19 protein-coding genes and 1 pseudogene are annotated in these 24056 nt (G+C 40.5%); 6 read left to right on the top strand and 14 right to left on the bottom strand.

Translation table 11 applies throughout. The features are described 5' to 3' along the window. From HMPREF2885_RS02715 to HMPREF2885_RS02665, 11 genes and pseudogenes are all read right to left on the bottom strand, one after another. A pseudogene (locus HMPREF2885_RS02715) lies at positions 1 to 4007 on the bottom strand (glycoside hydrolase family 70 protein); the annotation flags it as partial. 86 nt (positions 4008 to 4093) lie between these two features. Further along, a complete protein-coding gene (locus tag HMPREF2885_RS02710) occupies positions 4094 to 4957 on the bottom strand; it encodes a helix-turn-helix domain-containing protein (protein ID WP_000909920.1) in 864 nt (287 codons plus the stop codon). A 373-nt stretch (positions 4958 to 5330) separates the two neighbouring features. Further along, a complete protein-coding gene (locus HMPREF2885_RS02705; RefSeq protein WP_070656991.1) occupies positions 5331 to 5885 on the bottom strand; it encodes a DJ-1 family glyoxalase III in 555 nt (184 codons plus the stop codon). A 10-nt stretch (positions 5886 to 5895) separates the two neighbouring features. Continuing rightward, positions 5896 to 7119 carry an FtsW/RodA/SpoVE family cell cycle protein gene (locus HMPREF2885_RS02700; RefSeq protein WP_000830415.1) on the bottom strand — a complete coding sequence of 408 codons (1224 nt, stop codon included), beginning with the start codon at positions 7117 to 7119 and terminating at the stop codon, positions 5896 to 5898. A gap of 5 nt (positions 7120 to 7124) precedes the next feature. Further along, the gene (locus HMPREF2885_RS02695) at positions 7125 to 9614 is read right to left on the bottom strand and encodes a bifunctional DnaQ family exonuclease/ATP-dependent helicase (protein WP_070657010.1); all 2490 of its coding nucleotides are present in this window, start codon (positions 9612 to 9614) and stop codon (positions 7125 to 7127) included. A 199-nt stretch (positions 9615 to 9813) separates the two neighbouring features. Further along, positions 9814 to 10665: an NAD(P)H-hydrate dehydratase gene (locus HMPREF2885_RS02690; protein WP_070656990.1), complete on the bottom strand. Its 852-nt coding sequence runs from the start codon at positions 10663 to 10665 to the stop codon at positions 9814 to 9816. Positions 10666 to 10722: 57 nt separating this feature from the next. Further along, positions 10723 to 11496 (bottom strand): HAD hydrolase family protein, encoded by a 774-nt coding sequence (locus HMPREF2885_RS02685; RefSeq protein ID WP_042767766.1) that lies wholly within the window; start codon positions 11494 to 11496, stop codon positions 10723 to 10725. Between the two features lie 4 nt (positions 11497 to 11500). Then, the gene (locus HMPREF2885_RS02680) at positions 11501 to 12358 is read right to left on the bottom strand and encodes a bifunctional methylenetetrahydrofolate dehydrogenase/methenyltetrahydrofolate cyclohydrolase (RefSeq protein ID WP_049478318.1); all 858 of its coding nucleotides are present in this window, start codon (positions 12356 to 12358) and stop codon (positions 11501 to 11503) included. 148 nt (positions 12359 to 12506) lie between these two features. Next, positions 12507 to 12827 (bottom strand): TfoX/Sxy family protein, encoded by a 321-nt coding sequence (locus tag HMPREF2885_RS02675; protein ID WP_070656989.1) that lies wholly within the window; start codon positions 12825 to 12827, stop codon positions 12507 to 12509. Between the two features lie 33 nt (positions 12828 to 12860). After that, entirely contained in the window at positions 12861 to 13595 is a 735-nt protein-coding gene (locus HMPREF2885_RS02670) for an amino acid ABC transporter ATP-binding protein (RefSeq protein WP_000140925.1), read from the bottom strand. Further along, a complete protein-coding gene (locus HMPREF2885_RS02665; protein ID WP_070656988.1) occupies positions 13595 to 14278 on the bottom strand; it encodes an amino acid ABC transporter permease in 684 nt (227 codons plus the stop codon). Before HMPREF2885_RS02665 ends, HMPREF2885_RS02670 begins: the two co-directional genes overlap by 1 nt. Positions 14279 to 14470: 192 nt before the next feature. Here HMPREF2885_RS02665 and HMPREF2885_RS02660 point away from each other — a divergent pair, with 192 nt between their 5' ends. The 6 genes from HMPREF2885_RS02660 (at position 14471) to HMPREF2885_RS02635 (ending at position 19429) form a co-directional block, all read left to right on the top strand. Further along, the gene (locus HMPREF2885_RS02660; protein WP_000443577.1) at positions 14471 to 14701 is read left to right on the top strand and encodes a DUF1797 family protein; all 231 of its coding nucleotides are present in this window, start codon (positions 14471 to 14473) and stop codon (positions 14699 to 14701) included. Between the two features lie 236 nt (positions 14702 to 14937). Continuing rightward, entirely contained in the window at positions 14938 to 17196 is a 2259-nt protein-coding gene (locus HMPREF2885_RS02655; protein WP_070656987.1) for an ATP-dependent Clp protease ATP-binding subunit, read from the top strand. A 173-nt stretch (positions 17197 to 17369) separates the two neighbouring features. After that, complete coding sequence (locus HMPREF2885_RS02650) at positions 17370 to 17942, top strand: superinfection exclusion B family protein (protein WP_044021075.1); 573 nt, start codon at positions 17370 to 17372, stop codon at positions 17940 to 17942. Positions 17943 to 18237: 295 nt separating this feature from the next. Further along, the gene (locus HMPREF2885_RS02645; RefSeq protein ID WP_070656986.1) at positions 18238 to 18516 is read left to right on the top strand and encodes a single-stranded DNA-binding protein; all 279 of its coding nucleotides are present in this window, start codon (positions 18238 to 18240) and stop codon (positions 18514 to 18516) included. A gap of 102 nt (positions 18517 to 18618) precedes the next feature. Beyond that, positions 18619 to 19071: an NUDIX hydrolase gene (locus HMPREF2885_RS02640; RefSeq protein ID WP_070656985.1), complete on the top strand. Its 453-nt coding sequence runs from the start codon at positions 18619 to 18621 to the stop codon at positions 19069 to 19071. Between the two features lie 58 nt (positions 19072 to 19129). After that, positions 19130 to 19429 (top strand): DUF1827 family protein, encoded by a 300-nt coding sequence (locus tag HMPREF2885_RS02635; protein WP_000767202.1) that lies wholly within the window; start codon positions 19130 to 19132, stop codon positions 19427 to 19429. A 70-nt stretch (positions 19430 to 19499) separates the two neighbouring features. On the opposite strand, the gene metK is transcribed toward HMPREF2885_RS02635, so the two are convergent. From metK to HMPREF2885_RS02620, 3 genes are all read right to left on the bottom strand, one after another. Continuing rightward, on the bottom strand, positions 19500 to 20690 hold the full coding sequence (gene metK / locus HMPREF2885_RS02630; RefSeq protein WP_049478868.1) for a methionine adenosyltransferase: 1191 nt from the start codon (positions 20688 to 20690) through the stop codon (positions 19500 to 19502). Between the two features lie 314 nt (positions 20691 to 21004). After that, positions 21005 to 22384: a VWA domain-containing protein gene (locus HMPREF2885_RS02625; RefSeq protein ID WP_000361432.1), complete on the bottom strand. Its 1380-nt coding sequence runs from the start codon at positions 22382 to 22384 to the stop codon at positions 21005 to 21007. Positions 22385 to 22625: 241 nt separating this feature from the next. Further along, a complete protein-coding gene (locus tag HMPREF2885_RS02620; RefSeq protein ID WP_049518967.1) occupies positions 22626 to 23969 on the bottom strand; it encodes a DEAD/DEAH box helicase in 1344 nt (447 codons plus the stop codon). Between the last annotated feature and the right edge of the window lie 87 nt (positions 23970 to 24056).

Raw genomic sequence — 24056 nt, 5'->3', positions numbered from 1 at the left:
CGATTTTACCCTTGACTTGCTTGCCATCTTGGTCAAAGTAAAGTGTTTGTTGACCAATCTTTTGAAGACCTGTCACTGCAACTCCATCTGCTCCGAAATAGTACCAATCACTTGGGTTATCACCTTGAGCAAAACGATTGATAACAGCATTTCCCGAATCCTTGTCAAAGTAACGAAGTTTGCCATCTTTAGCACTCACAATCTTGCCCTTAACCTGATAGCCGTTTTCATCAAAGAATTGCTGTCCATCTCCTATCTTGACAAGACCTCGAGCCATAACGCCCTTGGCATCAAAGTAACGCCAGTTTTGACCATCAGTAGTGTAGTAACGGTTGAGAACTTGGGCACCAGTTTGATCATAGTAGTACTGATTACCATTTTCATCTTCACGGATAGAATCACGAAGTTGAATACCATTCTTCAAGAAATAAACGTGCTTGCCATCAATTTCATGAGCACCTGTTACAAGATAGCCTCGTTTATCGAAGTAATACCAATTTCCATTTTCATCTTGGATAAAGGAATTTTTAGCTTGATAACCACTAGTTGAATAGAACTTAGTACCATTGGCATCACTAACAAATCCTGTGTAAGCATTCTTATTAACTAATTGCTTAGGCAATACTATCTCGCCATTTCTGTTAGTGAGATAGTCGTTGCTAGCCCAGTCTTTAAGAACATAGTAAGCACCACGACCTAAGATATTGGTACCATTGAAGTACTTAGCCGACCACTTGGTAATCTTCTCATCTGTTGTCATCTTTTGACCATTGGAAATCTGTACTCGTTCAAAGATTTCTGGATATTTAGCTTTGAGCTCATCTAAGAAGGCGCCACCGTACTTACCTTGGAAATCAGTTCCATTGGTCTTACTATTAGCTACATAGAGTTTTTCCTTGATTTCTGCACCTTCACGGTAGGTTCCGTAGTTGTTGACACGTGTTGCTGTTACCACTTCCTTACCTGGTAGGTTATAGATTTGGTCTGGTACCCAGTCCGCGATGGCTTGGATATTAACACTGTGAAGCGCACGAAGAGCATTGAGCAAATCTTTTAAAGAACCATATTTATTGTTCTTGCTCATCGCCATATCATAGCGGTCTTCAAAGGCATAACCATTCTGAATGATAGAATCTAAGAAAGTACCGTCTTGGCTAGATACATACTGAGGTGGTAGCTCAAATGAAGTTACTCCCCATTCCTTGAAGAGGTTGACATTTTTAGCAATAACTTTATTGGTATATTGGTCATCGCGGGTTGCAAAGTCTTGGAAGTTAGAAAATCCTTCGTAAATCAACTGAGAATCAAGGGCTGCGCTAGATTCGTAGACCTGACCACTAGCGTTTTTCTTCTTGCTTGCTGTTGTACGAGCATCCTGATCTGCCTTAGCGCCAACTGGTACCCAAACAGCCAGATATCCAGAAACCTGTACATTGCTATAGCCTGCAATATCATTCATATCAAAGGTTAAAATACCATTAGCATCTGTCTTCTTCCAGAGCGATTGCGGCACTTCTTCGTCAGTTAGATAGCGGGAAATGCCATCTTTGGTCGTCAAAAGCACAGGGCGATAGTATTGATTCTTGTGGGCTGCTCCCATATTGACTTGCAGTTTATCCCATTCGTTCAGTTTCAGGTTAGGGTTGTTAGAAGCAATAACAGCCATCCCTTGGGTACGGGTTTCTGCTGTTCCTTCATCTGTTGCTTCATTGGCACCAGTACCGTAGCGAACAGAAGTCAAAATACCATTGTAAGACCATTTATCAGCCTCACGAGGTACACCCATATATGTGACTTTCATGTCTTGTCCACCTGCTACATACTTAATACGAGCACGCAACAAGGCATCGATAGCATCGTGGTAAGGAGATTTTTTCTCCATGTATTGACCATCATCGGTATAGAGGTCACCATAGTAGACCCGAGTGATAGAGTCTTTATTGGAGAGCATGAGAGCATGAGCAGTTGGGATGTTGAACTGCGTATACTTCTTGTCTGCCTTGCGCATATCTTCGTTGTAGATCTTGAAGGCTTGCTTGAGTTCATCCATAGTAAAGGTCAAACCATCCGTGTTTGGATTAATATTTTCTCGGATGATGTCGGCAATAACGGTTTGTACTTCACTGTCATGAGCCCGAACAAAGATATAGTTAGCCATCCGTTCGCCATTTTTCTTTTCAGAAGAACGGTCATTTAGACTATTTGTAATCGTTGGCTCTACTCCGCTACGGATAGATAGATTACGCATGAATGAATAAAGCAAGGACAAGCGTAGCTTGTTGTCAATTGCTAGTTGAGCACCTTTAGTATCTTTGTTGTAGTCAGGATCGTTATCAGACCAAGCTTCCAAGATAGACAAATGCTTGATAGCTTCTTCTTCACTTTCTCCCACCTTGTAGCGAGACTTGAAGTAGTCAGATGCGATTTGGAGCAAGTCTGCGTTGACATTGTCCACCGCATCGACACGAACTCCATCAAAATTAGCAGTCGGATCATTGGCTACGATGCTTCCAAAGTTCATCATAAAATGCAACCAGTTGAGTTGTTCGGCTTGAACAGCTGGATTAGAGTTGTCAAAGTCGTTAGCGAGCAAGAACTCATAACCACCATTTGACTTGTCAATGAAGTACTTAGGTGTACCTGTTTGACTAGTAGGGGTACGGTTAAGCAGACGGAACTTAGAGTCAGCATGAGAGCTCTTCTCATTATTGGTATAAAGCAAAGCTCCACCCTGCAAGTGGTCCTTTTTAGTACCAGTTGTTTCAGACTCTGACTTGATATTCCAGTTTGGCTGGGTTTTGACAAAGGCACCCATCAGCGTTCTCAACCATTTTGTATCGCCTTCTTTACCAATTTTTTCCTCAATTTTGCGCTGAACCTGCTGAGAAGCTCCTGTCAGGAGAGCTTGTTCAACTTTGTTTTCAAAAGCACCTGCTCCCAGACCTTGCTGGTTCATATAGTTGAGGTAATTAATCTGAGTACGTTTATCAGGCCACCAAGCCATCAAAAGGGGACGTAAGTCTGTTTCTGTCGAAGCCGTCCATGTTTTTCCATCTTTTAAGATGAACTTTGGACGATACCAACTATCTGCTGTCAAATAACCGTCTACAGTTTCGATATCCTTGTCAGTCGTACCGTAAAAAGCATTCTTTTGAGAGAATTCATTATTGAGACTGCTGGTTCCTTGTTGGAACTGATATTCATTTGAATCAACTAATGCACCAGTTTCTGCATCAAAATAAAGTATTCTCCCATTAAGTTCAACTGCAAAATTCTTTTTAACTGTACCATCGTCCTGAACATAGTAATTTTTACCATCAATGGTCTTAATATGAGATAGGACATCATCATCATGGTCAGCATTTACAGGTGCAGGTTGAGCCTGATCTGCTACCATTCTTTCAGCTACTACTCCTTGTTTTTGAGCAGGTTCGGGCAAGCGATCTTTCTTTACAACCTTTGGATTTGCAACAATCTTGTCTTCAACAGCCGTTTTTTCTCGTTTGTTGTCATCTTGCTCTTGGGCAGTTGTTGGCCCTGCTTGTTTATCCTGGTCTGCTACTTCTGTTTTAGGAGTTTCTGTGATTGCATTAGCAGCTTTAACTTCTTCAGCAACAGCAGCCTTTTCTGTAGATGCTTCTTTCGTATCTGCTGGTTTAGCAGGCTCTTGAGCATTGGTTTGAACTGTTGCTTCTGTATTTTCTGCTGGTTTAGCAGGTTTTTCACTAGCAGTAACATCGCCTGTCACCTTGTCTGCAGGGGTTGCTTTTTCTGCTTCTTGCTCAGATGCTATTTTAGCTTGGGCTGGAGTTTGCTGACCCGGATCACTAGTCTGAGCTGTAGCAGGTTCTTGAACCACAACCTGCTTTACATCATCCGCATGGACAACGCCTGGTTCTAGACCAAGTACCTTTGGTGCTACAATAAGGGCCAAGGTCGTCAAAGCAATGGCTACCCAGTTTTTCTTAACTTTATGCATCTTATCAATGAATCTTTTTCTCCATCATAAAGCCTCCTTCTGAATTTAGTATAAAGTTATGCCCTTATTCTAGTATATTTTTCAAAATGATCATTTTTTGTTGCACATCTACAACTATGAAAGGCAAATTCTTTCAAACTGTTCTTTAAGTTTTTGGGCAACACCAAAGGAATCTAAAAATTCAAAAAAAGATAGGCATTGCTCGATGTCACTGAGAGCATTAGTATTCCCAACCTTGTAGGCATACAGAGCCCTATGATACTTAATCAGCGTTCGATCATATAGATCTGTTTCAGGGATTTTAGAGTGGTCGAGATAATTGAGAAACCTCATAGCAACTAGCAGATGGTTTCCTTCTATACAGACGCTAATGACATTAAGTAGCATCTTGATAATACGGCGGCGATTTTCAGGTAGGTTGTTATAAAACTGGGTACGATTGATCATCTCACTAGCAAAGGTTTCCAGCGTTTCCAAGGTCATCAAATCAACACTGTTTGTAAAAAGCCAGAGTTCATAACGTCCCCACTCCTCAACAGAAAAGAGATGATCCGTCAGGAATTCTATATCCTTCTTGCTAATCTGAAAATCTGAGCAACAGGAGGACAAGAGGGCCCTGACAATGATTGTATTGAGTTTATAGTTTTTTTTCTCAGGAAACTGTTCGGTCAATGCTTCTGAGCTTGACAAAATATTTTGGAGCTTGACAACATTGTTTTCCTGATATGCATCAGCTACTTTTTTTGAGAACAGCACATCATCTGAATCAATGTAATTATGGTAAACATACTGAAACTCCTCTAGGGAAACGGCCATATTTTTTAAACAGCAATAAAAAGAATCAAGTGTGATCCCATTGACTCCCCGTTCAAAACGGGATAGCTGAGCCACGGAAATATCACCAGCAGCCACCTCTTTCAGGGACATTTTTTTTGATTCTCTAATGACTTTGAATATTTTTCCAAATGCTTTCAACATATCACTCCCCCAGTTTCGTATATGCAAAAAATTCTTACTAATTTTAATATACTAGTAACACGTTTCAATTATATTACAGAGAAAGTACTTTATATTTCAAATTAATACAAGCAGATTAATTCGCATGATAAAGCATTTTAATATAGCATTTATTGAATGTTCTATCTTTTTCATGAATCTATTGATTTCAGTAGAAATCTGAACTATTCTATCTAACAACTTGAAAACACTAACATTTCTAGAGATAGATTTCCTTCTTATGTTAAACGAATCTTGGTTGATTTATAAAAGATTGATATAAAAGCGCAGGACAATCATATGAAACATTTTTTAGAAATGGAGTAAATAAAAAAACGAGAGCCGAACTCTCGTTTTACTGTTGATTTCCAAAGACATCTCGATAGAGCATGCCGTCTCGTAAACTTTCAGCATCTCCTCCCAATTGCTCTACCAATTCATAGGCAAAGGCAAGTGCGGTTGACGGTCCTCGGCTAGTTGTTAGATTACCATCTACAACCACTGTTTGTTTTTGATAAATTCCGTCAGTAATTTGCTCCTGAACTCCGTCATAACAAGTAAAGTGCTTGTCTTTCAGGACACCTGCTTGATGGAGAGCGATTGGAGCTGCACAGATAGCTGCAATTTTCTTTCCAGCTTGATCAAAGGCTTTAATCTCAGAAATGAGGGCTGGATTATCCCGTAGGTGAGCTGATCCTGGCATACCTCCTGGAAGAACGACCAAGTCATAGTCAGACAAATCACCATCAAAGATACGGTCGGCTGTTACCCGAATGTCATGTGACCCTGTCACCTGCTCTTCAAATCCTACCATATCACAAGAAATGTTTGCTCGACGCAAGACATCGACTACTGTCAAGGCTTCAATTTCTTCAAAACCTTGGGCTAAAATAACTGCTACTTTTGCCATAGTGGCCTCCTTATTTGATTTGTTTTAGGACGACTTTCTTTCGTTTGAATGGAACTTTTCCACTTTTCTCCTCCGCTAGGTTGGTCTGGTAACTCATAGATAAGAGGAGACCGACACCGATGAGGTTACTAATAATTGCGGATCCCCCTTGAGAGATGAAAGGTAGAGGAATCCCTGTCAAAGGAAGTAAGCCTGTCACGGCACCGATATTTTCAAAGATATGGAAGAGCAACATCATGATAAAACCAGTCGAAATGTAGGTGTAGAACTGGTTATTTGACCTGAGCGTAATCTTCAACATACGGTAGATGAGAAGCAAGTATAAAGCAACCACAAAGACTGAACCAATAAAGCCAAAGTCTTCTGCAATTACGGTGAAAATCATATCACTCTCACGTACTGGAATGAGGAGATTGGACACATTGAAACCTTGTCCAAACAAGCCACCACTTCCAATCGCAATTTGTCCCTGCGCCTGTTGATATGTTGTTGTTTGTGCAAAGTCAAAGGGATTGAGCCAAGCCAAGATGCGGTTGATCTGGTAGGTTGGCATCCCAATCTGATGCAAGAAGGCACGTCCATCCTTGCTTATAAAGATGGCCATGAAGCCTACAACTGCAGTCACTCCTGTCGCAAAAACAGGAATGATAATCTTCCACGAAACACCTGAAAGGAGAACCATACCGGAAAAAATAGCTACAAAGACCAAGGCAGTCCCCAAGTCACTTTGTAGGGCTAAGAGGATCAAGACTGGTATGGTAAAGGCAATCATCCAACCAATCAATAGGAAATCCAAGGGAATAGTTCGTCGCCATTCCTTGTGTTTTTGAGTGAATCTTACAATGGCTCGAGCCAACATCAAGATATAGGAAATCTTCATGAACTCCGATGGCTGAAAGAGTGTCGTTCCACCAATCGATACCCAGTTCTTGGCACCTGTTGACGCTACAAGATTTGGATTGTAGAAAACAAGAGGTAGGATCATCAAAGCTAGCCCTAGACCATAAAGATAGGGAGTCACCTTCCATAAAAACTCGGTATTAAAGAACATGACCACAAAACCAATGACAAGGCCCAAGGAAATCCAAGCGATTTGCTGACCTAGAATTGGTAATACATTATTTGGATAGTCATGACTAACTGCTATATAAATGGCCACTACTCCAATCACCAGTAAACAAAACACTGGTAGGAGGAGGCTATAATCGACTCGAGAGTCGAAGGAACGTTTCATATTTTTTACCTTTTCTCTTTCTTGGATTTTTCTTTCATTCTATTGCGACGAGATTGGAGAAAATCAGCTACAGCAGGCTCTAGCTGTTCTCTAGAAAGAACCTGAACAGCCCTTTCTTTTGACAAGGCCTGGGCGATTTGTTTGCCGTAACGCTTGCTAACGACACGACTGTCTAAGATAACAGCAACCGAACCTTGGTCAGATCTTCTAACAGTACGGCCCAGAGCTTGTTTTAGCCGAATAATCGCCATCGGCAACTGATAATCATAGAAAGGATTTTTCCCTTCTTGACGCAGTTCTTGGTTTAATTTTTTGGTTAACGGTTCTTGGGGGTTTTGGAAAGGCAATCTCGGAATCACTTGGATCACGCAAGGATGGGTTGAAAAATCAACTCCTTCCCAGAAACTACCTGTTCCGAGTAAGATCTGGCGTTCACCTTTTTCAAAACGTTTTTTCAGTTGGCTTGGTTCCCCATTTTTATACTGAGCTAGATGCGGTTGGTCGAGCAGGTCTGAAACAGCCAGCAACATCTCTTTTGAGGTAAACAAGACCAGTATGGGTTCTTGAAAGGCCTGTAAGCTTCGAGTGACAGAAGCCACTTCACTAGCATAGTCAACAGGTGAAACTTCTGTCACAAGAGGAAAATCATCGACTAGAAAGACTTCTTGTTGCTCCTGCTTTGCTACATCAAGCTTAACAAGCGGAGCATCTGGAAATCCCAACAAATCTGCTAAGGAAACCCGATTACTGATTTCAAGAGTGGCCGATACTCCTAGGAGTCTACAATCTTCTGGCAATAAGTCTGCTAGTATAAAGCGGCCTTTTTTACTTGAACAAATCAAGACATCCTTGCTCGATTTCTCTGCTGTAGCAAGCCAAAATTCACGATCCGAGGTGAAAAAGTTTGCAATTTCTCGATACTCTGGGAGAGTTAACTCCGAAAAATGTTGGCGCAACTCTTCAAGAGAATCCAACCACTTTCCATTCTTCAGACCTGACTGATAGTGCTCCATCAAGTAACGACATTCAAAACCTATACTCTCCAGCAAGCGTTTCTGAACCAAATCTTCCTCTGTCTCCAAGGACTTTTCAATTTGAGTTACAAGTTCCTCAAGGCGATAAGCCTGCTGGGCTAGATTTTCGAGAGCTAGCAGCATTTTTTGAGCTTCATCCAAGATCAGCAAACGGTTATCGACAAACTCTGGATTGTCTTCCAAACGAGTGACCAGATAGGCATGATTAGTCAAGAGAACGCGACTGGTCTTGGCCTTTTCCTGCCCTCGTTTCCAAAAATCCTCTGTGGCAAATAAACTTTTCTTTGAAAGCTTGCCATCGTGGACTAGTTCTGGCAGAAAGTGCTGGTAGCGATAAAGCTGCCCGATTTCGTCCAAGTCACCTGTCTCTGACTCTGTTAGCCAGATAAGCAACTGCATTTTAAAGCGTGTGAAAAGGCGATTGGACTCTGATCGATGGAGAACTCTGTGAAAGGCATCCAGTTTTAAATAGTTTTGAGGACCCTTGAGACTATGAATCTCCAGATGGAAAACCTCTTTTAAGCGCTGACCTTCTTCTTGCATGATTTGATTTTGAAGAATTTTGGTCGGAACACTCACTAGGATACCTACTTGACTCTCCAAGTTCAAAGCTGGGAGGAGATAACCATAAGTCTTGCCCAGTCCCGTTTGGGCTTGGATAAAGGAAGTCTGGTGTTCTTCCAATAATTGCTCAACCTTCTCCGCAAAATCCAGCTGCTGTGGACGTTCCTCCAGCCCCAATAAAGAAATGTTTTTAGCAAAGTCTTTGGATAACTTTTGTGGGACTAAGGCTTTGCTTTCCTTTCTGAGGAAAAGCCCATGAAGTTCCATCAAGTCCGGTAAAGACAAGAGAGATTGTTGCTGATAGACCTCCTCAATCACCAGATAACTTTCATAGAGAAGGTTGTCTGCAAGTTTTAGCAAGCTTTCTAAGAGCCCTTTTGGTAACTCAAATAGTTTTTGACGCATGTAGAGCAAGAGTTCAGCTGTTGCCTGAGCATCTGACAGGGCAGTATGGGCATGTTCCAGCTCAATGCCCAACTCTTGACAAAGGATACCTAAGTTATACTTTTCAAACTGAGGATATAGAACTTGGGCAAGCTCAACTGTATCCACCCGCGGTGTGCGCAATTCATATCCTTCAAAAAAGAGAAATTCCGCAAGAAGGTTGGCATCAAACTGTACATTGTGCGCAACAAAAATACCGTCCTTAACCAATTCAAAAATTTTTCCAGCCACCTGAGAAAATTCTGGCGCCGCAGCCAAACGCTGATCGGTCAGACCCGTTAATTCTTTGATATGAGAATCCAAAGGTTCGTGGGGATTGACATCAGTCGCATACTGATCGATGATGTCGCCATTCTCAATCACCACAATGCCTACTTGAATAATTTTTGCCTTGCTTCCGGTGCTGGTCGCCTCTAAATCAACGACCACATACCGATTATTTCTCGCATTCATCATTAAAAATTATATCAAAAAAAGCATGATTTGACACCCCTCAACTTTGATAACAATCTCGCTTTCCTTGCGAGTTTGAGTAAAAATCAAGACCTTAAAAGAGAGAATTTCACGCAAGTTCAGCAGTTGGTCGCTGGTTCTGAGGTATTTGAAAACTTTATCAACAAAGCTACATCAACATAAAAAGACAACCAAGATATTAGCTGCCTTTTTGAGATATTTTTTTCATTGTTTTCGGAAGTAGCTTGCTAATTTCAGTTGGCAAGACAAGGTAGTTTTCTTGAGCAAGTTCTTGCGCGATAGCTGAATGAAGGTAAGTCGCTACCACCACTCTTTCATAGAGGCTGACTTGGTGAAACTGACCTGCAAAACCTGCAATCATCCCAGCCAGAGTATCTCCCATCCCACCTGTTGCTTGATAGGGACCTCCAACCTGTAACTGATAATATTCAGACTGACCAGCTTGCCAGATACGAGTCGCTGGACCTTTCTCGACAAGAATCGTTCCTTGAGGAAAATCAGAAAGAGTACTAGCAGTCGTCTCTTTATTTTGATGGTCAAGAACTATACCAGACAGTCTTTCCCATTCCTTTTGGTGGGGGGTTAGGATGAGCTGACTAGATGGGAATGTCAAATGAGCTTTTGCTAAGATGCCCAAAGCACCGCCATCTGCAATCAAAATCTGGTCTTTTCTAAGGCTGTCAAAGACCCGTTTTACGAGTTCTTCTCCAAATGCATCCTCTCGCAAACCCGGACCTAACAAGACAACTTCTGCTTTTACTAACTGTTCTTTTAACAATTGCTGGTCTTGAAGAGAAAATGCCATGGCCTCAGGTAAATGACTGTGCAGAGCCGGAATATTTTCCTTATCCGTGCCAACAGTCACCAACCCTGCCCCACTTTTGACAGCTGCAATGGCTGACATGATGATAGCTCCCCCATAAGGATAGGTCCCTCCCAGCAAGAGCAGGCGACCGTAATCTCCCTTATGGCTGTAACGAGAACGTTCAATAATAACTTTTTCTAATAAAGCTTGATCAATCACTTTCATCGTTTTTTCCCTCTCACTCCATTATACTACAAAAGGAGGTTCAGACCTCCTTCTACACTATTTTCCCTTAAATTCCGCAAAGGTCTGTAAGATTTTAGCTGCCACTGCTGGAGAAGGTTCTCCTTTTAGCTCTAACGTGTCATCTGCATATGGAGTAAGGCCAGCAAAGTCTCCTATCTGGACTGAATAAAGAGACGTTTTAAACAATTCAATATCGTTTTGGTCATTTCCAAAGGCGATGAAGTTCTCCCCACATAACTTTTCAACAGTTGTCGCCTTATGAGTATCCAAGGGATTAACATAAAGGCACTTTTCATGCGCATGATAGGAGAGATGAGCCTGTCCTAGTCTTTCTAGCTGACCAAGCAGATCATCAAGCAAATCCTCATGGTCACCCATATAAACGACTACCTTAATCGGAGTACCTAAGTCCTTGAGTTTCTGATGACGAGCCACCTTTAGGGGATCCACACTAGAGATAAATGGAATTTTTTCCACAATCTGACCACTGTAGTCAAAGCAATCATCTGCAAAGAAAGGGAGATTATAGGTCTGGCAATAATCCACTAGCGCCTGATAAACTCTAGTATCGAGATTCCTTTCGAAGATAGCCTTCCCCAGATAATAGGCTACGCCACCATTCAAACCTATAACCAAACGCTGACTGAGTTCAGAACCTAATAAACCCAAACAATCCCGATAAGAGCGAGCTGAAGCAAATACAATCTCATGCCCATAATCTTCAGCCTTTAAAAGAACCTGCTTAATCTCCTCATCAATGGTCATATAGTCAAAAGACAGCGTCCCATCCAGATCAAATACGAATTTCATCTTCCTATTCCTTGTTTAGTGTTCGAAGCGCTGCCTGATAGGTTTGCTCCATTAGCATGGTAATAGTCATAGGTCCAACTCCACCAGGTACAGGTGTGATGTGACTAGCAAGTGGTGCAACCGCATCATAATCAACATCTCCACAAAGCTTGCCATTTTCATCTCGGTTCATCCCAACGTCAATGACAACCGCTCCCGGTTTGACAAAGTCAGCAGTCACAAACTTAGCGCGACCGATTGCAACCACAAGAATATCTGCCTTAGCAGCCACCTTGGCAAGATGATGGGTGCGTGAGTGAGTCAAAGTCACAGTCGCATTCTTGGCTAAAAGAAGCTGAGCCATTGGTTTCCCAACGATATTTGAACGACCGATAACAACCGCATTTTTACCTTCTAGATCAATCCCATATTCATGAAACATCTCCATAATTCCTGCAGGTGTTGAAGGAATCATAACTGGATGACCAGACCAGAGGCGACCCATGTTTAGGGGATGGAAACCATCCACGTCTTTTTCGGGGTCAATGGCTAATAAAACTGCCTCTTCGTCAATATGTTTTGGCAAAGGTAATTGAACCAAAATCCCATGCCAAGCTGGATCTTGATTGTATTTGGCAATCAAGTCTAACAATTCCGCTTGGGTAATGGTCTCTGGAACTCGCACTACTTCACTACGGAAGCCAGCAGCAAGAGCTGACCGTTCCTTGTTGCGAACGTAGACTTGGCTGGCAGGATTGTCCCCCACCAAAATCACCACCAATCCTGGAACTAGACCTGTTTCTTCTTTTAGTTTAGCCGTCTTCTCAGCCAACTGTCCTTGTAACTTAGCCGCAAGAGCCTTCCCATCAATAATCTGTGCCATATCTCTTCTCTTTTCTATCAAATATCCTCTATTATATCAAAAAATAACTCGCCATCCTAACACTTCTTGCCTAATGGACCCTATAGTCTGAAACTATAAGAAAAAGCCCTTATCGAGCTTTTATGCTTATTTATACTAGGTAAACTTGTCATACTTTCTTTTTGACTTTTGGAGCCGGTAAGACTTCGTACATCTCCTTGATTAGTCTGATTAGACATGACTTATCTTCAATGTCTTCTATCAAAATCATCTCCTTAGCTCCTTCATAAGGACATTCAAGCCTAGTCTGTCCCAGTTGATCCATGACTACCTTCACAGGCTTCAGTAACAGACGATTATCGTAGATTCCTCCAATAATCTTTCCACGATAATAAAGAATATACTCTCCCATCATTGGACGATAACTCATCTCCTCTAGCTCTGATAGCTGTTCGAGAATAAAATCTAAATATTCTTTACTGGAAGCCATGATGCCTACTCCATTTCTTCTAAAAATGAGGTCTTACAAAACCTTACTCAAAAATTCCTTGGTTCGTTGTTCTTTTGTTTGATCGAAAATCTCCTCTGGTGTTCCATCTTCAACAACAACTCCATCCGCCATAAAGATGACACGGTCTGCTACCTCACGAGCAAAGCCCATTTCATGAGTCACAATCACCATGGTCATCCCTGATTTAGCAAGGTCTTGCATAACAGCTAGAACTTCTCCAACCATCTCAGGGTCTAAGGCTGAAGTCGGTTCATCAAAGAGCAAAACATCTGGTTCCATAGCAAGTCCACGTGCAATGGCAATCCGTTGTTGCTGACCACCTGACAAACTCTGTGGATAAGCCGTCGCCTTGTCTGGCAAGCCAACTTTTTCTAACAGTTCCTGTGCTCTTTTCTCCGCAACTTCCTTGCTTTCACCTTTGGTTTTAATTGGTGATAAAGTGATATTTTCCATCACTGTCATATTGGGAAAGAGGTTGAATTGTTGGAATACCATGCCCATCTTTTCACGCATAGCAAAAAGGTCATTTTTCTTATCAGTGATATCAACTCCTTCAAAGATAACCTTACCTTTACTTGCTTCTTCAAGGAGATTCATCGAACGAAGGAGGGTTGATTTCCCGCTCCCTGATGGACCAATAATGACCACAACTTCTCCACGTTTAATCTCAAGATTGATGCCTTTTAAAACTTCATTTTTCCCAAAAGACTTATGTAGTTCTTCAATTTTAATCAAGGTTTCTGTCATTATTTCTTGTCTCCTTGTCCAATATGTTTTTCAAATGCTTTCAACGCCACTGTCAAAACAGAGGTCATAATCAAATAGTAAAAGGCTGCAAATAAAAGGGGAGTCAACGGTAAATAAGTTGTTGTTGCTACTGTCGTTGCACCATTCCACAACTCCATCACCCCAATCGCTGATAAGAGGGAACTATCCTTGATAATGGTGATAAATTCATTTCCCAGCGCTGGAAGAATATTTTTTATAGCTTGTGGCAAAATGACATAACGCATGGCATTTTTCGGACGAATACCTAAAGAATATGCGGCCTCTAACTGTCCTTTAGGAACCGCATTGATCCCCGCACGAACAGTTTCTGAAACGTAAGCACCACTGTTCATAGAAATAATCAGAATACCAGGAATCAAACGAGAAAGATCAACTCCTAAAATTCCCACTTGAATAGTCGGAGCATTGATATGCATAAGAGCAAAGGCAATCATAATCTGAACCATCATCGGAGTTCCACGGAAGATCCAAACATACACATTTGCAAACCAAACGAGCGGTTTAAAGGGTGAACGTTGGGCAAAGGCCAGTAACACACCTATAATGGTCCCTAAGCAGACAACAAGGATGGAAATCAATACGGTAATCAGAGCACCATAGTTAAAATATGGTAAATACTTTGGTAAAAAAGAAAAATTCATATTCAATCAACTTTCTATGTATTAGATTGTATGATTATAACATGAATTGAATTAAAATGCAATCCTTTTTCCCCTGATTTTAACAATTAACTTGATAGAATAGAGAAATAGAGAGAAATCACAGTTTTTTTCTAGTCAACTACCTCTTGTTTATGGTAAAATAGAAACGATAAGAAATGGAGGAGAATCAAAATGGAATCACATTTGGTTAGAATCATTAACCGCCTAGAAGCAATGACAAAAGATGGTGGAAATCTAAAACGTAATTTTGAACGTGAAGGTGTTGTTGTCGCAGAAGTTGCATACAGCCACGACGAAGAAAATGGATCACTCTTCACCCTTCGCGATGTAGAAGCTCGTGAAACTTATACCTTTGATAGCATTGATTTAATTGCAATGGAGATCTACGAACTCCTTTACTAATATAAAAACAACGGGCAGTAAGTCCCGATGAATGAGAATCCTTTTTGTCACCACAAATGGGATTTTTTCTTACCTTCAAGCTGCTTAATTCTCCATAAATCCTTCTTTTAAAAACGACCACTTCCCAATCTTTTTACTTGCTTTACACCTTAATCATGCTATAATGAGAGTATAAAACTTTGACTATTCTTGACCTTTTTCTTAGACCAAGAATAAGAATGAAATGAGGTAGATGTATGCTCTGTCAAAACTGTAAAATTAACGACTCAACAATTCATCTGTATACCAATATCAATGGACAGCAAAAGCAAATTGATCTCTGTCAAAATTGCTATAAAATTATCAAAACAGATCCAAATAATACCCTCTTTAAAGGAATGACTGACTTAAACAATCATGACTTTGATCCTTTCGGCGACTTTTTCAATGATTTGAACAATTTCAAACCTTCTTCTAATAACGTCCCTCCAACTCAATCTGGTGGAGGATATGGAGGAAACGGTGGTTATGGACCTCAAAACCGAGGCCCACTTCAAACACCTCCTAGTCAAGAAAAAGGACTCCTAGAGGAATATGGTATCAATATTACTGAGATTGCTCGTCGGGGAGATATTGACCCTGTTATCGGTCGAGATGAGGAGATTATCCGCGTTATCGAAATCCTAAACCGTCGAACCAAGAACAACCCTGTCCTTATCGGAGAACCAGGTGTTGGTAAAACAGCCGTTGTCGAAGGGCTAGCTCAGAAGATTGTCGATGGCGATGTTCCCTATAAACTCCAAGGCAAGCAGGTCATCCGTCTGGATGTAGTCAGTCTAGTTCAAGGAACAGGTATTCGAGGCCAATTTGAAGAACGTATGCAAAAGCTCATGGAAGAAATTCGCAAACGCGAGGACATCATCCTCTTTATCGACGAAATCCATGAAATTGTTGGTGCAGGGTCAGCAGGTGATGGCAATATGGATGCAGGCAATATCCTCAAACCAGCCCTTGCCCGTGGTGAATTGCAAATGGTCGGAGCCACTACTCTCAATGAATACCGCATCATTGAAAAAGACGCTGCTCTAGAGCGCCGTATGCAGCCTGTCAAGGTAGATGAACCAACTGTCGAAGAAACCATTATCATCCTTAAAGGGGTTCAAAAGAAATACGAAGACTACCATCACGTCAAGTATACTGATGCTGCTATCGAAGCTGCTGCAAATCTTTCCAATCGATACATCCAAGACCGCTTCTTGCCAGACAAGGCTATTGACCTGTTGGATGAAGCTGGTTCTAAGATGAATCTGACGCTGAACTTTGTTGATCCTAAAGTAATTGACCAGCGTTTAATTGAAGCTGAGAATCTCAAGGCTCAAGCTACACGAGAGGAAGATTTTGAAAAGGCTGCTTATTTCCGCGATCAGATTGCCAAGTACAAGGAAATGCAAAAGAACAAGGTGATCGATCAGGATACTCCAATCATCAGCGAGAAAACTATTGAACATATCATTGAGCAGAAAACCAATATCCCTGTTGGAGAACTCAAAGAAAAAGAACAATCTCAGCTTATCCATCTAGCAGACGACCTCAAAACTCATGTCATTGGTCAAGATGAAGCTGTCGATAAGATTGCCAAAGCCATCCGTCGTAATCGTGTCGGACTTGGAACTCCTAACCGGCCAATCGGAAGCTTCCTCTTTGTCGGACCAACTGGTGTCGGTAAAACAGAACTTTCCAAACAACTAGCCATTGAGCTCTTTGGTTCTGCTGACAGCATGATTCGCTTTGATATGAGTGAATACATGGAAAAACACAGTGTGGCTAAATTGGTCGGAGCCCCTCCAGGTTATGTCGGCTATGATGAAGCTGGTCAATTAACGGAAAAAGTTCGTCGCAATCCTTACTCACTCATCCTTCTCGATGAAGTTGAAAAAGCCCATCCAGATGTGATGCACATGTTCCTTCAAGTCTTGGACGATGGTCGTTTGACTGATGGGCAAGGACGTACAGTTAGTTTTAAGGATGCTATCATTATCATGACCTCAAATGCGGGTACTGGTAAGGCCGAAGCCAGTGTTGGTTTTGGGGCAGCTCGTGAAGGGCGAACCAACTCTGTCCTCGGTGAACTCGGTAACTTCTTTAGCCCAGAGTTTATGAACCGTTTTGACGGCATCATCGAATTTAAACCTCTCAGCAAGGACAACCTTCTCCAAATCGTCGAACTCATGCTAGCGGATGTCAACAAACGCCTCTCTAGCAACAACATCCATCTCGATGTGACAGACAAGGTCAAGGAAAAGTTGGTTGACTTAGGTTATGATCCAAAAATGGGAGCACGCCCACTCCGCCGTACTATTCAAGACCATATCGAGGATGCCATAACAGACTTCTACCTTGAAAATCCAAGTGAGAAAACCCTCAAGGCAATCATGACAAGCAATGGCAATATTCAAATCAAATCTGCCAAAAAGACTGAAAAAACAGAAGAAATTGCTTCTGAAAAAGAAGAATAAAACGATCTAACAGGTGCAGGAAGTCTAACGTTTGATATTGAGAGCTATATTAAGTGAAAAGGCAAAGTTAAGCTTAATAAAAATACAATAATTACAAGATTGTAATATTTTCTGTTTGACATGGGTATATTTGGTATAATAAAAGTCATATTAGAGATAGAGGAGATGTATGTGTGAATTTTGATTTTAAGATTGTGGATTTTTTTAAATTGCCTACTAAAATTATGTGTGCTATTAGCATAGCTACTGGACTTGTTTTATTTTTGCCAGATAGTTTCATTCAAAAAATGTATATGATTGATTTTAGAAATAAATATGGATTTACAATAGGTTTGATCTTTTTGATTTCTATTTCTATTGTTACAATAACAATTGTAGTATCACTATATAAGTATTTTAGTAATAAATATTTTTGGAAAAAATTTAAGGATACTGCAAAAGAAAGATTGTTGAAATTAGAAGATTATCAAAAGACCATAGTTTATGTTTTATATAAAGAAGATAATCATACTGAAGAATTACCTATACACGATGGGGCTGTAAGATGGCTTAAACAAAATATGGTGATAACAGAAACAACAAATCAGTACATGGTTTCTGATTTAAATAATGCAGTTTTTCCATTTATGTTAAATCCCTGGGTAGTAGAAGCTATGCAAAATGACGAAGAACTAGTAAATGAATTTTCAAAAGCATATAAAAAAACGGGAAGCAAATACAATAAAATGATCTCCAATAGATATTAAAATAATTGCAATAAAGCCGACGATAGAAAGAAAAAATCTATCGTCTTTTTTAATCCCTATTTTCAATTTATATTGCGATCAATAAATAGGAAAAACTCGCAGAGAAGCTAACTAGTATTTCAAATGCCTCTCACTAATATATACACGACAAAATGCTAGTTCCCTTAAATATGAAAGGAGAAAAGATGATAAGGATAAGAAGCCCTACCTAAAAGACAACTAAATATACAAATACTTGGCGATTGGAATTAACTTTTCAGTCGCTTTTTTAATTGGAGGATAAAATGAACAAAGAATGATTAATATCAATGACAATCTGATAAAAGAACCTACTTTTGGAACTTTTACAAGAGGGGGTGAAGAGGTTCAAGTTGTAAATTTTACTCTTTCGAAAGGATATGGAGAAGGTAGAGAATGTATCAACTGTGCAGCCTATGGCAATAAATCTGAAGTGGCTAATGAATTTTCAGAAGGTGATTTCATTCATGTATATGGTTACTTTAACAAACGAACTAAAAAAGAAAGAAGAAAACGAGGAGGAACAAATAATGGATTTTTTCGTACAAGCAGTTAACAATTTCTGCACCTTTTTTACTAAAATAACTGTAAATTCTTGACAGCTAGCCCCTCGTCCATTATGATAATAATAAAGATACTATAGAATGAGGAAAATGCAATGGCAAACCCAACTTTTGGTGAAAAAAAAGAAAATGTGACCTACTTGCCTCGCTACGGCGTTTACGCAGTTATTCCGGATGCGGAGAAAAAACAAATTGTCCTAGTTCAAGCTCCCAATGGTGCTTGGTTCTTGCCAGGTGGAGAGATTGAAGCAGGCGAAGATCATCAAGAAGCACTGAAGAGAGAACTAATCGAAGAACTTGGCTTTACAGCTGAGATTGGAACCTATTATGGACAAGCTGATGAGTATTTCTACTCTCGCCACCGTGATACCTACTACTACAATCCAGCTTATCTCTATGAAGCTATTTCTTTCCAAGAAGTACAAAAACCATTGGAAGATTTTAATCATATTGCTTGGTTTCCTATTGACGAGGCTATTGAAAAGCTCAAACGTGGTAGCCATAAATGGGGAATTGAAGCTTGGAAAATCCAGCATGGAATTGGCTAAAATACACGATTTTATTCAAAAAGTGCTATAATAGAGTTAGAAAATCGGAGGAACTGTTATGAAGCTTATCAATACGACAAACTCACACTCGCAACTTGTTAAAAGCCAATTAGAAAGCACAGACGCAACTCTTGTCGAGGTCTATTCTGCTGGAAACACAGATGTAGTTTTCACGCAAGCCCCGCTTCACTATGAAATCCTCATTTCCAACAAACACCGTGCTATTCGTGAAGCTGAAATCGAAACCATTCAAGACTTCTTCTTGAAACGTAAAATCGACAAAGGAAGCATTGATGAAGCCAATATCAAGACGCTTTATTCAGATAAATTGATTGAGATTTCAATCCCTATAAAATAAGAAGACCAGCCAAAAGCTGGTTTTCTTTTGCAAAAAAGATTGGTAGTGCACAGCTACCAATCTTTTAATTCTATTTCACAGCTTCTTTCAAAGCATCTACCTTGTCCAAACGTTCCCATGGAAGGTCAATATCTGTACGTCCCATGTGTCCATAAGCCGCTGTTTGACGGTAAATTGGGCGTTTAAGATCCAGCATTTGGATAATTCCCGCAGGGCGAAGGTCAAAGATTTGACGCGCTGCTTTTTCAAGCTTGCTTTCAGCTACTGTTCCTGTACCAAAAGTATCGATACGAACAGAAACAGGTTGCGCCACCCCGATAGCATAAGCCAATTGCACTTCTGCCTTCTTAGCAAGACCTGCTGCAACGATGTTCTTGGCAATGTAGCGAGCTGCATAAGAGGCTGAACGGTCCACTTTCGTCGCATCCTTACCAGAGAAGGCACCACCACCATGACGAGAGTAGCCACCATAGGTATCCACGATAATCTTACGACCAGTCAAACCTGAGTCCCCTTGAGGTCCACCGATTACAAAGCGACCAGTTGGATTGATGAAGAATTTGGTTTGCTCATCCAAGTAAGAAGCTGGGATCACCTCTTTGATAACCTTGTTAATCACATCATTGTGAATTTGTTCATTGCTAACTTCTGGATCGTGCTGAGTTGAAATAACGACTGTGTCCACACGTACCGGACGGTCATTTTCATCATACTCAACTGTTACTTGTGATTTGGCATCAGGACGAAGATAGCTAATTTCACCAGACTTACGAAGTTCTGCCAAACGACGAACCAACTTGTGACTAAGTGAGATTGGTAAAGGCATGAGTTCTTCTGTCTCATCCACTGCAAACCCAAACATAAGACCTTGGTCACCAGCACCAATCAAGTCCAGCGGATCTTGATCTACATTCCCACGAACCTCCAAGGCTTCGTTAACACCTTGGGCGATATCTGGTGACTGCTCAACAAGTGACGGATGAACTCCCACCGTCTCTGCAGAAAAACCATACTCTGTATTGGTATAACCAATCTCTGCAATGGTATCACGAACCACTCGGTTAATATCTACATAAGCATGTGTAGAAATTTCACCAAAAACATGGACCGAACCTGTGTATACAGCTGTCTCGGCAGCAACGTGCGCCTCTGGATCCTTTGCTAAAATAGCATCCAAAATCGCATCTGAAATTTGGTCTGCAATCTTATCCGGATGCCCCTCAGATACAGATTCAGACGTGAATAATTTACGTTCTGACATAAAAATGTCCCCCCTTAAAAAATATTGTTATAGAGTTACAAAGTACTGATAGGAAAACTACTAGTAATGAATACCTACCATCTTATCGGGACTATATAACCTTATCATTATACCACTTTTTACTTTTTTTTGCAGTATTTTCTCTAAATCAAAAAAAGAACCTTACGGCTCTTTTCTCGGCATAATAATTTGGCTTGTACTCCATAATACAGAAGATCATACCTATGTTTATCTGCATACTTCGTTTACAAACTACCTATTTTTTCGTCTGCTTTTTCCTCACAATGTTTTAACAAACAATCTTCCAGTTAGGCTTACTGTTCCTTAGACTTTCTATTGCTTACAGTTAAGCCAAGTCCAGCCATTAGGAGGCCAAGTCCCACAATACCATAGTTCGCTGTATCATTACTTCCTGTATCAGGGAGTTTCGCCACTTCTTTTTTATAAGCTGTAGCTACTGGAACTGTGGTAGTTGGAGTCGCACTTCCTGTCTGAGCAACAGGTAGTGTTGTACGACGTTCTAGGTAAAATTGGTAATTATCTTTCGTTACCTTGTAATTGTGTCCTTCAGTCACAGTTTCAACAATCCATGTAGTTGCATCCTTAGTTAAAGAATCAGCCAAGTTACGATTAATATTCATTAATCGACCTTCAGATACAAAATCTTTATAGCTAATATCGGTCCCTGTCGAAGTTGCAACAATTCTTTCGATTTTTGCGGCTTTCAAAGACGCAAGAGTATTCGCCATCGTTGGAATTGAAGGATCCTCCTTCATTGGAGCATCTGTCAACAATACGACAAACTTTTTATTTTTAGGTGACTTAGACCAGTCGTAGGTTGAAACAATTTGTGTAAGAGTAGGTGTAGATGTTTCAGGGAAGTCTCCACCATGTGCAAGCTTAATGCCTGCTAAGGCTTTTTCAAGCTCAGCTGGGTCAGAGGTAAAATAAGATTCATTAAATTTTGTTAAAATTGTACCCTCATCTGCTAATCCACCTATACGTCCATATACTTCATCACTAAAGGTAGCTAATCCAAAACGTGCTGCTACTCCATCTTTAGCAAGATTTCTTGCAAACTCATTGATATTGTTACGGACAGTGTCAATAGTTCGAGACATAGATGCTGAACGGTCAACAACAAAAACGATATCGGCAGAGTTAGATTTTGAAATCGTTCTTGTCGCTTTCTTGATTTCGACTGTAGTTGTTTTATCAACACGTTCATATTGGGTATAAGAATTTCCATCTTCATCTTTCCCACTCACTGTACTCTCAGTTGTTTCAGTCTTTGGAGCAGGAAGTTCTTCACTTTTTACAGGTGCCACTTCTGTCTTTGTGACTTCAACTGTTGCAGTTTCTTCATGAATCTTTTGATCACCTTCTTGGCGTTCTTTCACGTCAATAGGTGAAACCTTCTTAGAAACATCAACAAGTTCTCCAGGTTTTGCATCTGATTGGTTAACGACTGGTTTCGCCTCATCAGCTTTAATTTCTGCTACAGCAGCTTCGACTGCCGATTTATTTGCTTCGGTTTTCTTTACTGTTTCAGCTGAAGTAGATGCCGGTTGTGTTGTTTCATCCGCAGACACTTGTCCGACCTGAGCAAAAGCAAACAAAATTGCTACAGAAGCCAACCCAACTTTCATTTTACGGAATGAAAAACGTTGTTGTTTCATAAATGATTTATCCATAGAAGTCCCCTTTTCTTTTCACGGATCAAATGATATAATCCGATTGTTTTATAGTATGATAACACAATTTTGTATAGTTTTCAATTTTTTTCCTTATGATTTCAATAAAATATTGCTCTAAAAAAGGTTTTAAAGCAATTACTGTTTTATAAATCAAATTATTTAAAATATATAATTATTATCTCCTTTGAATATTTCCGGAAATAAAAACTCAGTAGAATCACCTGATTCTACTGAGTTTTTAAAATGTTTGGCGTTTAGCTTTACGCTCTGCACGGCCACGTGCGCGATTTTCAGCACGCTTGGTTTTGCGGCGTTTTTCATCCACCGCCCATTGAATCTTCTTCTTATAGCCAGGTTTGACTTTTTTCTTTTTCTTTTTAACCAAGCCAATCATTTCAATATCAAGCTTATCCTGCTTCTTTTCACGATTAGCACGACGATCACGGTCATAGGTATCTTGAAACTCTCCGTCTTTGACCATCTTAGGAATAAACTTGATTCCTAATTTCTCCAACTCACGGATATCCGAGTCATCACTAGGCTGGTAAAGGGTAATCGCTGTACCAGGCAGTCCGTTGCGCCCAGTTCGTCCAACACGGTGAACAAAGAAGGACAAGTCTTGCGGAATGGCATCATTGATAACATGGCTGACCCCTTCAATGTCAATTCCACGCGCTGCCAAGTCTGTTGCAACAATGTACTCAAAATCCAGATTTTTCACTTGATTCATGATCCGTTTGCGTTCACGAGGAGCAATATCTCCATGAATCTTAGCTACCTTCAAGCCTTGAGCAGTCAAGTAGGCATGTAACTCATCAGCACGCGTTTTTGTATTAACAAAAATCATTGCTAAATAAGGCTGCATCAACTGAGTCAACTGATAAATTTGAGCGTTCTTGTCACGGCCCTTGGTCGAAATCAACCAGTTATCAATGGTATCTGAGATGACTGTTTTGGTCTTAATTTTCTCCATGACAGGATTTGACAAGTATTTCTTCAAGAATGGTTGCAATTTTTGAGGAATCGTCGCTGAAAAGACCATGAATTGCAAGTCTTTTGGAAGGCTCCCTGCAATCTTATCAACGGTTTCCAAGAATCCCATATCCAAGGTCATATCGGCTTCATCAATTACAAAGGTCTTGGCCTTGTGAATAGCCAAATCACCAGATTTGACCAAGTCATAGATACGACCCGGCGTTCCGATAACGATATGTGGTTGGTTGCTGGCAAGTTTTTCAATCTGACGTGCCTTATCCGTACCACCCACATAATTAACCACACGAACTTCAACATCTGAGTGAGCTGCAATCTGACGAGCTGCTTGGTAAATTTGAGTGGCCAACTCACGACTTGGTGCAGTAATGACTGCTTGCACACTATCGCTAGTTTCATCTAATTGCTGGAAAATGGGTAATAAGAAAGTATGAGTCTTTCCTGAACCTGTTTTTGACTCGCCCACCAAATCACGACCTGCCAAGACAATAGGAATCAACTTTTCCTGAACTTCGGTAGGAGTCGTAAACTTCAACTCCTCCAAGGCTTCTACTATATAATTTTTAAATTGAAATTTCTTAAATGACATACTATCCTCGATTCTATCCTTTCAATTATACCATATTTTGTCCTATTGCAGTAGCCCCATTTGAGTCCCAGTCCTGTAGTAAAGATT

The sequence above is a fragment of the Streptococcus sp. HMSC062H02 genome (genome assembly GCF_001813005.1).
Lineage (GTDB): Bacteria > Bacillota > Bacilli > Lactobacillales > Streptococcaceae > Streptococcus > Streptococcus oralis_S.
Note: the sequence above shows the minus strand (reverse complement) of the source record. Positions and strands in the feature narration are given on the sequence as shown.

Bases quoted from the DNA above. Each gene is read 5' to 3' on its own strand.
- HMPREF2885_RS02710 (WP_000909920.1), bottom strand. From the start codon at position 4,957: ATGTTGAAAGCATTTGGAAAAATATTCAAAGTCATTAGAGAATCAAAA.
- HMPREF2885_RS02705 (WP_070656991.1), bottom strand. From the start codon at position 5,885: ATGGCAAAAGTAGCAGTTATTTTAGCCCAAGGTTTTGAAGAAATTGAA.
- HMPREF2885_RS02700 (WP_000830415.1), bottom strand. From the start codon at position 7,119: ATGAAACGTTCCTTCGACTCTCGAGTCGATTATAGCCTCCTCCTACCA.
- HMPREF2885_RS02695 (WP_070657010.1), bottom strand. From the start codon at position 9,614: ATGAATGCGAGAAATAATCGGTATGTGGTCGTTGATTTAGAGGCGACC.
- HMPREF2885_RS02690 (WP_070656990.1), bottom strand. From the start codon at position 10,665: ATGAAAGTGATTGATCAAGCTTTATTAGAAAAAGTTATTATTGAACGT.
- HMPREF2885_RS02685 (WP_042767766.1), bottom strand. From the start codon at position 11,496: ATGAAATTCGTATTTGATCTGGATGGGACGCTGTCTTTTGACTATATG.
- HMPREF2885_RS02680 (WP_049478318.1), bottom strand. From the start codon at position 12,358: ATGGCACAGATTATTGATGGGAAGGCTCTTGCGGCTAAGTTACAAGGA.
- HMPREF2885_RS02675 (WP_070656989.1), bottom strand. From the start codon at position 12,827: ATGGCTTCCAGTAAAGAATATTTAGATTTTATTCTCGAACAGCTATCA.
- HMPREF2885_RS02670 (WP_000140925.1), bottom strand. From the start codon at position 13,595: ATGACAGAAACCTTGATTAAAATTGAAGAACTACATAAGTCTTTTGGG.
- HMPREF2885_RS02665 (WP_070656988.1), bottom strand. From the start codon at position 14,278: ATGAATTTTTCTTTTTTACCAAAGTATTTACCATATTTTAACTATGGT.
- HMPREF2885_RS02660 (WP_000443577.1), top strand. From the start codon at position 14,471: ATGGAATCACATTTGGTTAGAATCATTAACCGCCTAGAAGCAATGACA.
- HMPREF2885_RS02655 (WP_070656987.1), top strand. From the start codon at position 14,938: ATGCTCTGTCAAAACTGTAAAATTAACGACTCAACAATTCATCTGTAT.
- HMPREF2885_RS02645 (WP_070656986.1), top strand. From the start codon at position 18,238: ATGATTAATATCAATGACAATCTGATAAAAGAACCTACTTTTGGAACT.
- HMPREF2885_RS02640 (WP_070656985.1), top strand. From the start codon at position 18,619: ATGGCAAACCCAACTTTTGGTGAAAAAAAAGAAAATGTGACCTACTTG.
- HMPREF2885_RS02635 (WP_000767202.1), top strand. From the start codon at position 19,130: ATGAAGCTTATCAATACGACAAACTCACACTCGCAACTTGTTAAAAGC.
- metK (WP_049478868.1), bottom strand. From the start codon at position 20,690: ATGTCAGAACGTAAATTATTCACGTCTGAATCTGTATCTGAGGGGCAT.
- HMPREF2885_RS02625 (WP_000361432.1), bottom strand. From the start codon at position 22,384: ATGGATAAATCATTTATGAAACAACAACGTTTTTCATTCCGTAAAATG.
- HMPREF2885_RS02620 (WP_049518967.1), bottom strand. From the start codon at position 23,969: ATGTCATTTAAGAAATTTCAATTTAAAAATTATATAGTAGAAGCCTTG.